Consider the following 16574-nt stretch of genomic DNA (forward strand, 5'->3'; position numbering starts at 1 on the left):
TCCCATGAAAAAGTTATTCTTAACTCTTAGTTTTTTGATGTTCGTTACCAGTGTTTTTGCAGATGAACTTTTAATCCAAGACACCAAACAAGGATTAGGCAAAGAAGCAATCCGTGGAACAACCGTTGTTGTCCACTATACAGGTAAGTTAACCAATGGTAAAGTTTTTGACTCGTCTGTCGACCGTGGGGAACCATTTAGTTTCCAACTCGGCCAGGGCCAAGTGATCCAAGGATGGGAACGTGGGATTGTGGGAATGAAAGAAGGTGGGAAAAGAAAACTTACCATTCCACCTAAATATGGTTATGGGGAAAGAGCTGTTGGTCCAATTCCTGCAAACTCGACTCTCGTTTTTGACGTAGAATTGATAAAAGTAAAATAAATGATCGATCCAATTTCCAAAGGAATAGACGACTTTGGCAACAGTTTGTTGCAAGCCCTCAATAATGTACAAGGTATCTTTGGAAAGGAACTTTCCGTTGCCAAACCAATTAAAGACAATGTTTTGCAATTGATTGGCAACACACCTCTCATTCGTTTGAATCGAATTGGCTCTGAATATTCAGGATTACAGTTTTATTTAAAAGCTGAATTTTTAAATCCGACAGGTTCTGCCAAAGACCGTACCGCCATTGCAATGGTGTTAGACGCTGAAAAACGTGGAAAACTAAAAAGAGGAATGCCCATCATCCTTTCTGGGGCAGGTTCTTCATCGGTGAGTTTTACCTGGATCGGAAAAGTGAAAGGATACCCTGTGTATTGTTTGGTACCACTAACAACTTCACCAGAACGTGTCCAACTCCTTCGCAGTTATGGTGCAGAAGTCACTGTCACCAATGAATCGGATCCCTTGAAAATAATGGAACTTGCGGAAGCAAAAGCAAAAAAATTGGGAGGTTACATTCCTGATGAGTTGGAAAATCCAGCCAACCCCAATTTCCATTTCAAAACAACAGGGCCTGAAATCTGGCGCGACTTACAGGGGAAAGTGGGAGCTGTGATTTCTGCTCCTGGTTCTGGTGGCGCTATTACTGGGATTGGGCGTTACCTCAAGTCACAAGACAGAAGGGTAAAGGTGATCATAGCCGGGAAACAAAACTCTCCCTTTATGGAATATGGGAAAACTGACAATCCTAAAGAACGTGAAAGGATTCGTTTACCAGCCGTTTATGACCCAAAACTCATCGATCATTATTTTCATGTCACAAAAGATGAAGCGTTGCACTTACAAGCGGATTTGTATGAAAAAGAAGGGATTTTTGCAGGTCTTACAACAGGAACTGTGATCACAGGAGCTTTACGATTTTCTGAAACATTATCAGAATCAGAAAAAAATGATAGGAACCCCTTTAATATTGTTATTTTATCTCCCGATAGAGATTAGTATTTTTCGCTAAACAGCTGTTTGATTTCTTCAATGGAACTTCTTGCAACTGTTTCGCCTAACTCAATGAATTCTTTGCTCCTCCAAAACTCAAACCAATTAGAATTTGGTAGGATTGGATTTAAATACACATCAGCTTCCTGAGCACTGTACTTTCCAATTCGGTATTGCAGTGAATACAAACTGTTCACAATGATATCGAGGACATTCAAATTTAACATTTTATTTGTTTTCATTTCGTCTTTCGAACTGGGCATTGAATTGATGGCGATAATCTTTTGGATTCCTTCTTGGGTGAGGGCCGAAACCGGAAGCGGATTTACAATCCCACCATCGACATAGGTTTTACCATTTTCTTGCGGTTGGGGGACAAAGACCCCTGGGATGGAAATACTTGCCATGACTGCATCCAAAACTTTTCCTTCTGATAAAACGATTTCTTGCCTTGTGGAGATATCGCAGCTGATGAGTCGAAGTTTGATGGGTAGGTCTTCAAAATACAAATCACCAAGATACTTTTCAAGAAGGGTCCGTACATGTTTGCCATGCAATAATCCTTGGCCAGGAAATGATAAGTCCACTAATTTGAACATTTTGAATAGACTATCAATTTCTCCGAGTAAGGGAAGGATCCCTTTATAACCGAGTCCACTTGCCCAAAAAGCGCCGATGATGGCACCAATACTTGTACCAGCGATCATATCAGGAATGATCCCTTCTTCTTCCATAACTTTCATGATCCCCACTTGAGCAAGGCCAAGGGCAGCACCTCCGCCAAGTGCTACACCCATTTCCACTCCTGAAAGTTCTCTCGCTTTTCGGCGTATAAAAATTTCCCATTTTCCGTGGTCTAAAATTTCTTGGATGTTTGTTTCATGGTAGAGGATTTCATTTTCCTTTGCGTCCTTTGTAATGGAATCACAAAGGTTTGATTCTGACTTTGCCGAAACTAAATTTTCAATATGATCAGCTTCCTCAATTAAGAGTTGTTTGAGGTTTTCATCTGTATCAGGGAACACTTCTAAAAAAATAAACGAATGGCTGGCATAGTGTTTGCCTAATGTTTCTTTGATCCGATCGGCATCTTTGAACTTATAGGATTTTGTTTGAGGAGAAGTTGAGTTTCCATTTTGTGCAAAATGAAGGATAACCGATTTTTTTCCCGATTCTCTTTCAATGGTGTTCACAAGTTCATTCGCAAATTGGTTTTTCGTGACCGAATCAGAATGAACAAGGCAAATGACTGAATTACGAAAGTATTCTTTGCCACCAAGTAGTTCACCACGTAAAGACTTTGTGAGCATCTTAGAAAATGTGATGGAAAGATAAGGAATCTTTTGGATGAGTTTTTGGAATTCTGATTGAGATAAAACTAAAAATCGGGATTCGCTGACTGTAACGGCTGTATGGTTGTGTTTTTCCCCTGTTAGGAGGGATTGAATTCCAAAATATTCTCCCTTTTTTAAGTATTGAACTTCTTCCTCACGTTTTCCCTCGCCTTTTTTAGGAAGGAACAATTTGATTCCACCGGACAAAATCAAAAATAAACTTCGGTCACTATCTCCTGCTGTAAAAAGGATTTCATCTCTCTCGCGTTCGACGATATGCACCGACTCGGCCACCCAAGTTTTTTCTTTTTTGGAAAGACTGCGGAAAAGGGGTAAACTCGATACGAGGTGGATTTTGCCTTCAAGATCTTTCATATGTTGCCTTTTCCACCAGGGTTTCAGAAAGGAAAGGAAGAGAAATTGCGATTTTTTAAGTTTTTCAAAAAAATTCATTGACTACTTGTATGTTAAGTAGTAACTGTATGTATAGCAAACAGGAGTCTATATGATTACACATTTGAAAATTAAGGATTTTGCCCTTTTTGAATCTTTGGAACTATCCCTTTCGGATGGTCTCACTGTCTTCACTGGAGAATCTGGTGCTGGAAAATCATTAATTTTCGATGCATTGGCTTCACTTTTTGGTGGTCGTTGTTCCACTGCTAACATCAGGCAAGGGAAAGATCGTTATTCCTTACAAGCAGTGCTTTCTCTTTCGGGTCAAAACTTAGCCAAAGACTATTTGATGGAACAAGGGTTTCGTTATACTGGTGACGAAATCCTCATCACAAAAGAACTGATGAAAGATGGAAAGGCAAGGGTCAAAATTGGCGAGAGCCTTGCTTCCACGACCCATTTAAGGGAACTCGGAAAAACAATGGCCGAGATCCATTGCCAAAACGAACAACTCTTCCTGCTCGAAAAATCCAACCAATTGGAATTTCTCGATCGATTTGGGAATTTAGAGTCTTTGAAGTTCAAATTTAAGTCATCACTGCAACAGTACAGACATTGGAAACAGAAACTATCGGATTTCGAAGAAACAAGGAAAACGATGTTGAAACGAAAAGAAATTTTGGAATACGAAGTGGAAGAAATCGAAGCCATTTCACCTAAGGAAGGTGAAGAAGAAAGTTTGAGTTCGGAGGAGAGTTTACTTGCCAACGGTGAAAAACTTGCGGAAAACTATCGTTTGGTGTTAGAAGAACTTTCTGAAAAGGAAAATTCGATTTTAAAAGTATTCCCAAGTCTCATCCATGCCATCCAAAAAGTAACCATCCTTATCCCTGAAAAGAGAGAAATGTTAGAGGAATGGGAAGATGTTTATGACAGACTCAAATCCTTAAAGTCAGTGATCCGAGAGGAAGAAGAAGAACTTTTTTTTAGCCCAGAGAGACTCGATATGGTGCAAGCAAGGTTGCAAGACCTTAAAAAATTGAAGAAAAAATACAATGTGAGTATAAGCGAAATCAATCAACTTCTCGATGAAAAAAAATCGGAACTGGAACGTTGGAAAGAACAAGCAGGAGATGAAGATTTCCTTAGAATCAAAAAAGACCAATGCCTTTCCGAACTAAAAGAATTAGGTTTCCAACTTTCCAAACTCAGAAGGAATGCCATTTCCCAATTTGAGGAAGAAGTACAACGGGAAATGTTTGATTTGGGACTCGAGGGAGGAAAACTCCAAGTGGTCCTTCGTTGGGAGGAGAATCCAGAAGGGGAAGTGGAAGAAGGCTCAAAGTCCTATTTCCTTTCAGAATCAGGACTCGATCAGATTGAATTCTATTTTAGCGCCAATCCAGGAGAAAAACCAAGGCCATTGCGAAAAGTAGCCTCGGGTGGGGAATTATCTCGTGTGATGCTTGCCCTTCGGAGCGTCCTTGGCAAACAGGCGCCATCCCCTCAGATGTTAGTGCTTGATGAGGTGGATACAGGTCTTGGTGGTGAGGCAGCTGAGGCAATGGCTACCAAGCTTAAAAAATTAGCACGAAATTCTCAAATCCTCCTAATCACCCATACCCAACAAGTCGCGGCTTCAGGGGACCATCAAATTAAGATCGAAAAACGACAAGAAGGTGGTCGCACCGTCTCCGAAGCCTCTATTTTGGACTTTGAAGAGAGAAAAAGAGAGCTAGCTCGAATGATCGGTGGAAAACAAGTCACTTCGGCAGTCCTAAAGGCGGCTACTGATCTCTTGATGAAAAAAGCTGGTTAGTCCTTTAAAAATAGTATTTGGCGAAAAAGGTAAGACTGAAAACTCTATTCGTAATCCTCCAATGGGGTCTCATTCATGTCTTTTCCTTTCGCCAAATCAGATTCAATCATTTCATCGGTTCCACCGCAAACCATACCGATCCTTATCATACTTGTGTCCATCGTTGGTTTTACCATCATTGTGGAACGCCTTGTATACTATTGGAGATTAAAAAGTATCCCTCAAGACCATTTTCGGAGAGTCCGAGAACTTGCCCGTGAAGGGAAGTGGGATGATGCAAGGGATGTGCTAAGTCAAGAGGTTCAATCCCCTGCGGCAGTGCTTCTTCGGATGGCTTTTGATCTCAAACGACGAGGTGTTTCATTTTGGGAAGACGACATACGTCAGGAAGGATTCCGCCAAATTTTTCTCATGGAGCGTTACCTGACGGGTCTTGGTACGATTGCAACGATTGCTCCGTTACTCGGTGTACTTGGAACGGTGATTGGAATTGTACGTTCGTTTGCTGAGGGTGCTGGAACTCAAGGTGCAGAAGTTGGTATTTCCGAAGCGCTCATTACGACAGCGATGGGTCTTGCCATTGCAATCCCCGCTTATATTTTTTATAATATATTCTCTCGAATGAAGGAAGAAAAAATTACGGAAATGGAAAACGTAACGGATCTTGTACTCCCTCATTTGAATAAATAATAATCAAAAAATGAAATTTCGCAAAGCAACAAAGTCATTCAATACCATCGAACTTGCTCCACTGATCGATGTGATTTCCTTTATTGTAATCTATTTTTTGATGAATGCTACATTGGAAAAAAATACAGCATTAAAAGTGGAACTACCTAGATCTTCAAGTGTCGCAAAAGAAAAACAAAAAGATGAATTGGTGATTACTGTCGATAAACAAGGAAAAATTTATTTAGATCAAAATTCGGAACCTGTTGCATTAGAAGGTCTCACCGAAAAAATTAATGGATTTTTGGGTCCTGAAAAGGAAAGAGATCCCAAAAAAAACAAAGTTATCATTCGCGGGGATGGTGGTGCATCTTACCAAGTTGTAGTTAAGGTGATTGATGCAGTGAATGCAGCAGGTGTTAGTCGCTTTAATTTAGCTATGGTAAAAGGCACATCAAAGTAATTTTTGAACGCTCGTAAAAACTTAAAACTCTTCAGCTTATTTTTTCTCTCTTTGCTATTTTTGTTCTCAGCAGAGTGGGTTTCTTTATGGTCAAATCGTTCTGTTTATATCGATAAAGTTATCACAAAGATAGAGTTTAAAGGGAATATAAATACTTCATCGGACGATATCTTGGATTTAATGGATATGCGTCCAGGTGTTCAATTGTCTCAAGGTTTACTCAATGCCGATATGAGGGCACTCTTTGTATCTGGTTTTTTTTATCACATCGACATCCAGGGGGAAGCGGATGGCGATGGTGTAAAAATCTTAGTCATCGTAAAAGAGCGGCCAAGAGTAAAAGATATCGATTTTATAGGTGCTGATGAAGTTTTTCCTTCTGACCTTAGAGATAAAATACCACTAAAAGAAAATGAAGTAATCACACCCAAAAAAGTAACTCTTTCCAAAGAAGTGATTTTGAAAAAATATCGGGATGAAGGATTTTTTCTCGCTTACGTAAGATTTGAAACGGAACCAGTAAACCCAGAAACAAATACGGTTAAGGTGAAGTTTATCATTGATGAAGGAGAAGAGATCCCTGTTAGTAAGATCAATATCTTCGGAAACAATGAAATTGATACTTATGATATCCAAGGTATCATGGATTTGAAAGAAAGTGGTATCATTGAATCGGGAGTTTTTAAGGAATCTGCTTTTGAATCAGACAAACAAAAAATCGCAGCGTATTTGAAATCCCGTGGTTATGTAGATGCTGAGATTAGTAATGAAGGTACTAATTGGGAAATCCGTTGGGAAAATCCTAAGAAAAAAGACAAACGTGTCGTCATTGTAAACTTTAAGATCATTGAAGGGGAACAATATTTCTATAATGGATATACTACCAATCATGATTTGACCATCGCTCCCAATGGGATGCCACAATTTCTAAACAAAGAAAATAATCCAATTGGTACGCCGAAAGAAGAATGGGCTCCGGTTTATCCTGTTAAATTTTTAGAAGACCAATATGAATTTGCACCTGTTGACGTGGGTGAAGTTTTTGATGAGACAAAATTCCAAAAAGATAGGGCCTCGATTAACGAAGCATATTCGGCAAAAGGTTACCTTTTTGCACAGGTAATTCCTCGAAGAAAGGTTGTCGAATTGAGTGATGCATCAATATCCAGATATGAAAATTGTGATAAACGAGGTGGTGCTGATGCAGTTGCTGATTGTAATGAAGAATACAATCGATTGAATATTGCAAGACTTCGGAAAATTTACGAAGAAGAACCGAAGTTACGTGGTAAAAAATTCATTCATGTTGATTTTACCATTCGTGAAAATAACTTAGCTTTCATTGAAAATATTATCATTAAAGGAAATAAAAAAACACAAGACCGAGTTATCCGCCGTGAACTTTTATTCAAACCTGGTGATTTATTCAATTCGTCACTTGTCAATCGTTCCAGAGAAAGGATTTTTAACTTAGGTTATTTCAAAGAAGTTAACTTTAATATGAGACCTGGTTCTGATGAGACAAAAATGAATTTGATCATTGAACTAGTGGAACAGCCAACAGGTACTGTTTCTATGGGTGGTGGTTACGGAACAATTACTGGATTTTCTATCTTTACTCAGTTAGGTGAAAACAATTTAAATGGAACTGGCCAACAGATTACAGGAAGGGTAGAGTTTGGTCCCATCCGAAGATACCTTCAAATTTCTTGGACAGAACCTTGGTTTTTGGACAAACCTTGGTCTTTAACACTATCTGCATTTTATTCTTCTCGAACTTTATTTGTCGGTGCCACTTCGATTACAGAAAATAATAACCAGGGGATCAAGGAAGTAGCTTCCTATGAAAGGTCAGGGGTTGGTGTGAGTGCTGGTATTGGGCATCGATTTCTCATCAACTGGACACATTTTCATCGTTATTCACCTTCGTTTTTTGCATCAACGAGACCTACATCTCTTGTGTCAGACCAGGTACTTGCGGAGGTGGATCGTGGTTGGCAATTTAGGTCTCAGCTAACAAACGGTATTGCCTATGATAGCCGTGATAACATATTTAATTCAACACAAGGTTTTAACTTAATTTTTTCAGTCGATAACGTTGGACAGTTTCTTGGCGGAGAAAGTCATTTTGACCAATTTAGTCCAATCTTAGAATACTACCATACTTGGTTTGATTATACATTCTTTGGATTGATTCGTAAAAACGCACTCCGTAGGTGGAGAGTTGTCCAACAATTTCGAACTTCATCAGTTTTTACCTTTGAGAGAACTCCTAAATATAGAAACCAAGATAAAGAACGAATTCCCTATATCCAAGTACAAGATCGTTTGTTCCTTGGAGGTTATGAATCTCTCCGCGGATGGTTTTTTGATGATAAGTACTATCCAGACGAATGGAAAGATGGAGCTGCAAGTAGGGTTTTATTTACTTCAGAATTACGATTTCCAATCGAACCTTCTTTGTTGTGGTTTGTTATCTTTTTTGATGCAGGGTCAATGTATGAACAAATCAATCGTGCTGTTGGAGAAAGAAAAGAATTCTTCAAAAATTATGATAGTTTAGTGGCTTCGCAAAGGTATTCAGAACCAATCGAAACCTACTTATTCGAAAATTATAATTCATTCGGTAAAAAAATTCCTGATTCTCCTTTGGTTGTCAATGATCCAGGAAACTTAGTTTTATCGAGTAAAAACCTTTCCATGTCAAACTTTCGGTTTTCATGGGGTTTTGGTTTACGGATTCAAATTCCTGTTTTACCACTTCGATTGTACTTTGCCCAAAGGATTCGATATACGGGTGTGGAAGACAGACCTTTTGGTTTATATCCTGATAATAATAGTTTTCAGTTTGTTTTTGGTATTGGGGATATGCGATTCTAAGTGGAGTTAGTTGGTCTAAATTCGGAACAAAAACTAGCTGTTGAATCTGTTGATGGTCCCTTACTAATTTTAGCTGGAGCAGGCTCTGGAAAAACAAGAGTCATTACTTACAGAATTGCCAATCTCATTCTGAATCATAACGTATATCCAAATCAAATTTTAGCCGTCACATTTACAAATAAAGCAGCAGAAGAGATGCGATCCCGTTGTCGCAGCCTTTTGCCATCTGGTTCGTATGAACCCTTTGTTCGTACTTTTCACTCCTTGTGTTTGTATCTTTTACGGCGAGAAGGAAAAGTTTTAGGACTTGGTAGTAATTTCACAGTTTATGATAGTGATATGCAAGAATCACTCATTAAAGAAATTCTTAAGTCAAAGGAAATGGATACAAAAGAGTTTCGACCTTCCAGTCTCGCTAATCAGTTTTCTCAAGCAAAGGATTCATTTTTAACGGCAGAAGAATTTGCCAAAAAAAAAGCCGACGATGCGTATACAAAATCAATCGCGTCTGTCTTTTTAGAATATGAAAAACGAAAAAACCTAAGGAATGCCTTGGACTTTGGAGATTTAATTCTAAAAACTGTTATATTGTTTCGAGATTTTCCAGTCATTTTGGAGAAATACCAAAGGTTATGGAAATACATCATGGTAGATGAATACCAAGATACGAACAAAATCCAATATCATTTAGTACAATCACTTTCGTCTTATCATAAAAATTTATGTGTTGTAGGAGATGATGACCAATCGATTTACTCGTGGCGTGGTGCTGACATATCCAATATTCTTAACTTTAAAAAAGATTACCCCGAGGCGATAGTTGTTAAATTAGAAGAAAACTATCGTTCCACAAAAACTATCATTGATTCGGCAGCGGCTTTAATTTCGCATAACAAAAACCGTACGAGCAAAACCTTGAGAACTGAAAATCCGATGGGTGATAAAATCAAAATGACCTCTTATCAAAATGAAATGGAAGAGGCAGAAGGTATTGTTCAGAAAATACAAGCTGGTGCGAGAAAAGGGCAAAAGTATTCCAATTTCGCAATTTTTTATCGTACGAATTCTCAATCTAGATATTTTGAAGAGGCACTTAGGAAACGAGCAATTCCTTATAAAATATTTGGAGGGTTTCGATTTTTTGATCGAAAAGAGGTTAAGGATTTAATTGCATATTTGTCAGTAGTGGTAAATCCAGTAGATTCCACATCCTTATTACGTATCATCAATTCACCTCCAAGAGGAATTGGTGATACAACAGTTAATCGACTATTGTCTTATTCGGTGAAAGAAGGTGTCTCTTTATTTGAATGTTTAGGAAAACAAATTCCTGAAATTAAAAAAGGTACGATTCAAAAATTATCTTCATTATACCGGATGTTCGAATCAGCGATGGAAGATTTGGGAAAAAAAACTCCTTCAGAGATTGCTTATGATGTATTAGAACATTCTGGTTATCGCGAATTTTTAGAAAACGAAGGGACTGAAGATTCATTTTCTCGGCTTTCAAATTTAAATGAATTTGTGAATGCATTGAAAGAGTTTGAAGAATCCAATCCTGAAGCAAGTTTAGAGGAATATTTAAGTAGTATTTCACTGATTACAAGCGAAGATAATACGAAGGACCTTCCTGATTATGTTATCCTAATGACTGTTCATAACGCAAAAGGACTTGAATTCCATCATGTATTTATGGCAGGAATGGAAGAGGGAACGTTCCCACATTTTTTGTCCATTGATTCTTTTGATGGATTAGAAGAAGAACGTAGATTGGCATATGTTGCCATCACTCGAGCAAGAAAAAATTTAGAAATTAGTTATTCTCGTTTTACTCGTAAATTTGGAGAAGTTGATGCCAGGCTTCCCTCCCAATTTTTAGAAGAGTTACCTAAGGAAAATTTAGAAGGGGAATTTACAGAGAATCGATATGGGGTCCGAAGACCGGATGCCACTCCTCGAGCTGAACGATTTCAAAAATCAGAAGAGAAGTTTGAATCAGTACAAGCAAAGTCAGGAGATGGTGAATTTCAAGTTGGCACAAAAGTTAGACATAAAGTGTATGGAGAAGGCCGCATTCTAAGTATTTCAGGATCTGGTGACAATCGAAAGGTAGAAGTACGTTTTGGTTCTCATTTGGATAAAAAATTCTTATTGGCATATACACCGTTAGAGATAATATCATGAGGAATTAGGGGTAAGGTTATGAGTTCATTTTTTAAGTTCATTTTTTTAATCTGTTGCTGTGTTACTTTTTTATATTCGCAACAAAACTCTGGTTTGGCGGAAGAGTTCTCAAAGCTTGAAGACCATCTGCGGAACCCAAAACTTACTGAAGAACAAAAGAAAAAAAACTTTGAATCAAATATGGTAAGTTCTGTTCGAAGTACTTTGTCGAAACGATTTGCCAATCCAAAGAAGGAATTAAAGGAATTAAAATTCCAAGACCTCCAATCAGAACGACGAGAGGGCACAAATACATTTTACGTTAAATATAAAAATTATTACTTTCAATATCTATTTCCAGTGGATCCAGAAACTTATGTTACTTCACCTTCGGAAGAAATTGTTTTAGAAAAACCAGAAGGATTGGATTTGGGATCTAACGCACATAAAGAAGAAAAAAAGAATTAACAATTCCTATAAAAGGACGGAATGGAAGAACAAGATTTTCATGAAGTATGGCGGTGGGTTCTATCAGTAGGAGATTCCATCTTAAAGATTTATAAATCCGATTTTCAAATCCGTGATAAAGGTGGGAATGATCCAGTCACTGAAGCAGATTTATTTGCTAGTGAATTTTTATTAGATAAAATTTCGAATCGATTTCCCGGACATGGTTTTTTGTCCGAGGAAAAACTCGATTCATCATCAAGATTGGACAAAGAGTGGGTTTGGATTTTGGATCCAATTGATGGCACCCGTGAATTTGTTAAAAAAAATGATCAATTTGCTTTAAGCCTCGGACTTGTTCGGAATGGAGAAGCGATTTGGGGTATAATTTTTAATCCAGCGACGGGTGAATTTTTTTCGAAAGGGAAACATTGTTTTTTCGCAAAACTGCAAACCCCCTTTGCGACGGAGGAAAATTTCAGAACATTAGTCGTTGAAAGTAGTTCCATATTACACCCATTACAAGATGAGATAGAGCTCAAAAAAAAACCAATTCTTCTTGTTTCGTTTTCTGAAATGAAAGAAGGGCTTTTTAATGATCCATTCTGGAACGAGGCTTTTGAAATTCGTTCTATGGGAAGTATTGCCTATAAATTAGGATTACTTTCTGCAGGATTTATTGATTTGATTGTATCGTTAAAACCTAAAAATGAATGGGATATTTGTGGTGGAATCGCATTACTTGATGAAGAAAATTTCACCTATTTTCCATTAAAAGATAAACCTTATTCCTTTAACCAAAAAACAACTTTATCCTTTGGATTAGTCGCAGGTAAAAAAAAGGCAGTGGAGTACCTTGAATCCAAAATTGATTTTCACCAACTTTCATTGAAGGTAAAAGAACGATGGTAAAAACATATAAAATTGGTTTAGATGCAAGGCCACTTTCCACACGTGTATCTGGAGTGGGTCGCCTCATTGCGGAAACATTAAAAGCGTTTCCGAACCAAGATAAATATGAGTTTTTCCTTTTTTCACATTTGCCTATACATCCTGATCATAAGTCTGTTATGGAATTATCAAATGTACATTGGGTTAGAGGTGGGGGTTTTTTAAAATGGAAAGGTGGATTGTATTATAATCTGTACATTCCATTATATTTATTAACACATCGTTTGGATTTGTTTTGGGGATCTCAACAAGTTTTACCACCTTTTTTACCGAGAGAATTAAAAGCAGTACTTACATATTGTGATTTGGTTTTGTATTTATATCCGAATACAATGCGTTGGATTGCAAAAATCCAACAACGATTGTTCCAACGATATTCTGTATGGCGGTCTAGTTTTATACTGTCTATTTCAAAACAAACGAGTGATGATATGTGTAAAAAATTTGGGTATCCAATTCACAAAACCGATGTTGCCTACCCAGGTGTGAATCCAATTGAGATGACAAAACTTTTAGATACTCCCATCACAAACCGTGTCAAGGATTTGGGTACGGGTTACCTATTATCAGTTTCAACAATTGAACCGAGGAAAAATTATCCATTTTTACTGAATGTCTATCGTGAATACAGAAAAATAAATCCACATCACTACAGACCTTGGGTGATTGTTGGAAAAATTGGTTGGGAATCTCCCGAATTTATTGAGGAGCTCATCCAAGAAAGGACACTTTATAAAGACATATTTATTTTAGATTCTGTTTCTGATTCCGAACTGCAACATGTTTACAAACGAGCTGGTCTATTTGTTTTTGCGAGCCAATATGAAGGGTTTGGAATTCCGATGGTAGAAGCTCTATTCCATAAAATTCCCTGTATTGTTTCTGACATTCCTACATTTCATGAAATAGGAAAAGACGGAGTTACCTATTTACCTATCAAAACAAAAGAAGATACAAAACTTTGGGCTGAAAGTATTGATGAATTCTTTCAAAATCCCAAACCAGTGGAAATATCTATCGAGGATTTTCGGTGGGAAAATGCTGCAAAAATCACAGAAGCAGTATTCAAACAAGTATTAGAAGAAGGAGAGTAATCCTTTCTTTTTTGTCACAACTCCAGAAAACAAAATTTTTGTTTTGTCTGACTTGGGAACAACATGTAAATGAAATCGATCTGACGTCATTGCTTGGATTTCACATTCCCAGTCGTGAGAATTTGCGATTAGTTTGATTTTATCACATAGGATGTTTGGATCCACCGACCAATCCAATATATATTTGATTTTTTTTCTATAAAAGACAGATTTGATTTGATTTGGGTGAAACTTCCAAGTAACAGATGTTCCATCTCCAGACTCATAAGGTTCCGAAGTGGAAGGGATCATAGAAATTCCTTGTCCTTTCCAGTTTCCCTTTACGTAATCATTCCATTCGTCTAAATTGGAAAAGTAGTTATAAATTAATGAATCCAAACAGAAATACTTTGTTAATCCGACTGATATCTTCCAGAATTTATCTTCTTGTTTTCCTTTCTCTCTTTTTTTGTAAACCAGAGGTAGGAAAAGATGATTTTTATCAGGATCCTCTTCCAACAATGATGGGGGGTAGAGAGAGTTTAACGGAATGGAAAGGTAAGGTGATCGTTCTCGATTTTTGGGCTACATGGTGTGAGCCCTGTGCGAAAGCAGTTCCTACAATTAACGAATGGAAAAAATCTGTTTCCGAGACTGATTTCGTTTTTCGAGGAATCAACACTGATACTTCAGAACCAATTGAAAAAATCAAAGAAGACATGACTCGGTTGAAAATGAGTTACCCCACCTTACTTGATAAAGACTGGAAAATGACTGATTTTTATCATGTAGAAGGAATCCCTTGTGTCCTTGTTTTTGATCGCCATGGCAAAATTGTATACAGACAGTACGGATTGGAAAAAGAAGACCTAACAGGGCTTTTGATTCGGTCACATGTTTGGGCATCGTCGGAATTGCCATAATTGTGCAATGCGAAACAAGAATTTGGATTTCTATTGATTTCGATGACAAGATTGAAAATGTCTTGACTCATGTTCGTTAAAAAAGTCCCTTAAAGATACCTTTTACCGTTTTCTTTTCAGAAAGGAGTCAGAATCATGCCAGTCAATTTGCCCGAACTGTTCCAGCAGAGTGCTGAAAAATTTGGGAACCGTCCCGCATTCGTTAGCAAAGACGAATCAAAGTCCTATAAACCAGTTACATTCAAAGAAGTGTATGATCTTGGTATAAACTTAGCAGAAGCGCTTATCGATTTAGGTGTGAGTGCGAAAGAAAATGTAGCCTTGCTTGCTGATAACCGATTGGAATGGATTGTTTCCGATTATGGAATCCTTATGGCAGGAGCGGCTGATGTTCCGCGTGGAACAGATATTACAGATTCAGAAATTGTTTATATTCTCAACCATTGTGAAGCGAAAGTTGTTTTCCTAGAGAATGACAAAATGCTCGAAAAATTCCAAAAAAATCGCTCTCAATTGGAATTTGCAAAAACACTGATCGTGATGGATAAAAAATCCACTGCTACTGGTGTTTTGAAACTGTATGACCTGATTGAAAAGGGAAAAGAGCTGAGAGCAAAAGGATCAAAAAAAGCGGAAGAGAGAATGAAAGCCATTCTTCCTGATGATCTTTTTACGATCATTTACACTTCAGGTACGACAGGGATGCCAAAAGGGGTAATGTTAAAACACAGTAACATGATCCACCAAACCACTGCCATTCTTGGGAGTATGATTGATATCAAAGCTGACGAACGTATGTTGTCTATTCTACCTGTTTGGCACGTATTCGAAAGGGTGTTTGAATACCTAGCGATTGCGGCAGGTTGTGCCACGTATTACACCAATGTTCGTGATCTCCGCGATGATATGAAAAAAGCGAAACCAACGTTTATGGCATCAGCGCCTAGACTTTGGGAGAGTATCTATAATGGAATTTATACAAGAATTAATGATCCAAAACAAACGCCTGCTATTCGTAGAGGTCTTTTTAATTTGGCTTATTTTTTCTCAAAACACTTTAATGCTGCTACAAGGTTTTTGAAAGGAAACCAAGTTGATTATGTCGGAAGAAATCCGATTGTGTCTCTTTTTAAAGGGATCTATTATCTTACGGTTGCAATTGTTTTGGCTGTTCCCTATTTCCTTCTCGATTTAGTGGTACTTTCCAAAATTCGTGAAGCCACTGGTGGAGAACTTAAAGCATCGGTTTCTGGTGGTGGTGCTTTACAAAGGCACGTAGATGCATTCTTCAATGACATTGGAATCAATGTCCTCGAAGGGTATGGGATGACAGAAACTTCACCTGTTATTTCTGTTCGCACTTTCAAAAAACTTGTGCAAGGTTCTGTGGGTGTCATCACTCCAGAAACTTCCGTTCAAATTCGGGACGATTTGGGAAAAGTTCTCACACATGTAGATGCAAACCAGAATCTCGTATCAGGAAAATATGGCCAACGGGGTGTCATCCACATCCGTGGTCCACAAGTGATGAAAGGTTATTATAAAAACCCAGAAACAACTGCAAAAGTTCTGAAAGATGGTTGGATGGATACTGGGGATATTGGAATGTTCAATTTCAAAAAGACCCTGACGATTACAGGCCGTGCAAAAGATACAGTTGTTCTCCTCGGCGGAGAAAACGTGGAACCAGTACCGATTGAAGACAAACTCACTGAGTCTCCGTTCATTGCGCAATGTATGGTGATTGGCCAAGACCAAAAGAATTTGGGAGCCATTGTGGTGCCAGATTTTGACCAACTTTCTGCTTGGGCAAAAGAAAATGGAATCAATGAAACGGACAAACAAAAGCTCATCGAAAATCCAAAGGTTCTAGATTTCTACAAAAAGGAAATCAAGGCCTTAAATAATACAAAAACTGGATTCAAATCGTTTGAGCAAGTGACTCCATTCATCCTCATCACAAAATCTTTTGAAGTTGGTGATGAATTGACTAATCTTTTCAAAATGAAACGCCACTTGATCACTGAAAAATACAAAGACAAAATCACAGCCCTCTACGCTGGCGACTAGTCCAAGTT

Annotated in this window: 14 protein-coding genes; 12 read left to right on the forward strand and 2 right to left on the reverse strand. The window is 37.9% G+C overall.

The annotated features are described in order from the left end of the window. Positions 1–4: 4 nt before the first annotated feature. Together EHQ43_RS12380 and EHQ43_RS12385 are read left to right on the forward strand one after the other, a co-directional pair. A complete protein-coding gene (locus EHQ43_RS12380; RefSeq protein WP_135741924.1) occupies positions 5–382 on the forward strand; it encodes an FKBP-type peptidyl-prolyl cis-trans isomerase in 378 nt (125 codons plus the stop codon). Beyond that, positions 383–1384: a PLP-dependent cysteine synthase family protein gene (locus tag EHQ43_RS12385; RefSeq protein ID WP_135771366.1), complete on the forward strand. Its 1002-nt coding sequence runs from the start codon at positions 383–385 to the stop codon at positions 1382–1384. On the opposite strand, the gene EHQ43_RS12390 is transcribed toward EHQ43_RS12385, so the two are convergent. Beyond that, entirely contained in the window at positions 1381–3087 is a 1707-nt protein-coding gene (locus tag EHQ43_RS12390) for a patatin-like phospholipase family protein (protein ID WP_135741926.1), read from the reverse strand. The genes EHQ43_RS12385 and EHQ43_RS12390 overlap by 4 nt on opposite strands. 130 nt (positions 3088–3217) lie before the next feature. Between EHQ43_RS12390 and recN the strand changes: the two genes are divergently transcribed. The 8 genes from recN to EHQ43_RS12430 all read left to right on the forward strand — a co-directional run bounded on the left by recN (position 3218) and on the right by EHQ43_RS12430 (position 13594). Continuing rightward, complete coding sequence (gene recN, locus EHQ43_RS12395) at positions 3218–4927, forward strand: DNA repair protein RecN (protein WP_135741927.1); 1710 nt, start codon at positions 3218–3220, stop codon at positions 4925–4927. Between the two features lie 75 nt (positions 4928–5002). Then, positions 5003–5617, forward strand: coding sequence for a MotA/TolQ/ExbB proton channel family protein (locus tag EHQ43_RS12400; RefSeq protein ID WP_135741928.1), 615 nt, complete (start codon positions 5003–5005; stop codon positions 5615–5617). A 10-nt stretch (positions 5618–5627) separates the two neighbouring features. Continuing rightward, positions 5628–6059 carry an ExbD/TolR family protein gene (locus EHQ43_RS12405; protein WP_135741929.1) on the forward strand — a complete coding sequence of 144 codons (432 nt, stop codon included), beginning with the start codon at positions 5628–5630 and terminating at the stop codon, positions 6057–6059. Between the two features lie 3 nt (positions 6060–6062). Then, positions 6063–8939: a BamA/OMP85 family outer membrane protein gene (locus EHQ43_RS12410; RefSeq protein ID WP_135741930.1), complete on the forward strand. Its 2877-nt coding sequence runs from the start codon at positions 6063–6065 to the stop codon at positions 8937–8939. Then, the gene (locus EHQ43_RS12415; protein WP_135771367.1) at positions 8940–11123 is read left to right on the forward strand and encodes an ATP-dependent helicase; all 2184 of its coding nucleotides are present in this window, start codon (positions 8940–8942) and stop codon (positions 11121–11123) included. 18 nt (positions 11124–11141) lie between these two features. Further along, positions 11142–11570: an LIC11625 family surface-exposed protein gene (locus EHQ43_RS12420; protein WP_135771368.1), complete on the forward strand. Its 429-nt coding sequence runs from the start codon at positions 11142–11144 to the stop codon at positions 11568–11570. Between the two features lie 21 nt (positions 11571–11591). Further along, entirely contained in the window at positions 11592–12461 is an 870-nt protein-coding gene (locus EHQ43_RS12425) for a 3'(2'),5'-bisphosphate nucleotidase CysQ (RefSeq protein ID WP_135741933.1), read from the forward strand. Then, positions 12455–13594 carry a glycosyltransferase family 4 protein gene (locus EHQ43_RS12430; RefSeq protein ID WP_135754096.1) on the forward strand — a complete coding sequence of 380 codons (1140 nt, stop codon included), beginning with the start codon at positions 12455–12457 and terminating at the stop codon, positions 13592–13594. Before EHQ43_RS12425 ends, EHQ43_RS12430 begins: the two co-directional genes overlap by 7 nt. On the opposite strand, the gene EHQ43_RS12435 is transcribed toward EHQ43_RS12430, so the two are convergent. Further along, the gene (locus EHQ43_RS12435; protein WP_244242790.1) at positions 13577–13972 is read right to left on the reverse strand and encodes a hypothetical protein; all 396 of its coding nucleotides are present in this window, start codon (positions 13970–13972) and stop codon (positions 13577–13579) included. The genes EHQ43_RS12430 and EHQ43_RS12435 overlap by 18 nt on opposite strands. On the opposite strand from EHQ43_RS12435, the gene EHQ43_RS12440 reads away from it, so the two are divergent. Both EHQ43_RS12440 and EHQ43_RS12445 read left to right on the forward strand, forming a co-directional pair. Beyond that, positions 13963–14496, forward strand: coding sequence for a TlpA family protein disulfide reductase (locus EHQ43_RS12440; protein ID WP_135754097.1), 534 nt, complete (start codon positions 13963–13965; stop codon positions 14494–14496). The two genes, EHQ43_RS12435 and EHQ43_RS12440, sit on opposite strands and share 10 nt — an antisense overlap. Positions 14497–14631: 135 nt before the next feature. Beyond that, entirely contained in the window at positions 14632–16566 is a 1935-nt protein-coding gene (locus EHQ43_RS12445) for an AMP-dependent synthetase/ligase (RefSeq protein ID WP_135741936.1), read from the forward strand. The last annotated feature ends 8 nt before the right edge of the window (positions 16567–16574 follow it).

This window comes from Leptospira bouyouniensis, from assembly GCF_004769525.1.
GTDB lineage: Bacteria > Spirochaetota > Leptospiria > Leptospirales > Leptospiraceae > Leptospira_A > Leptospira_A bouyouniensis.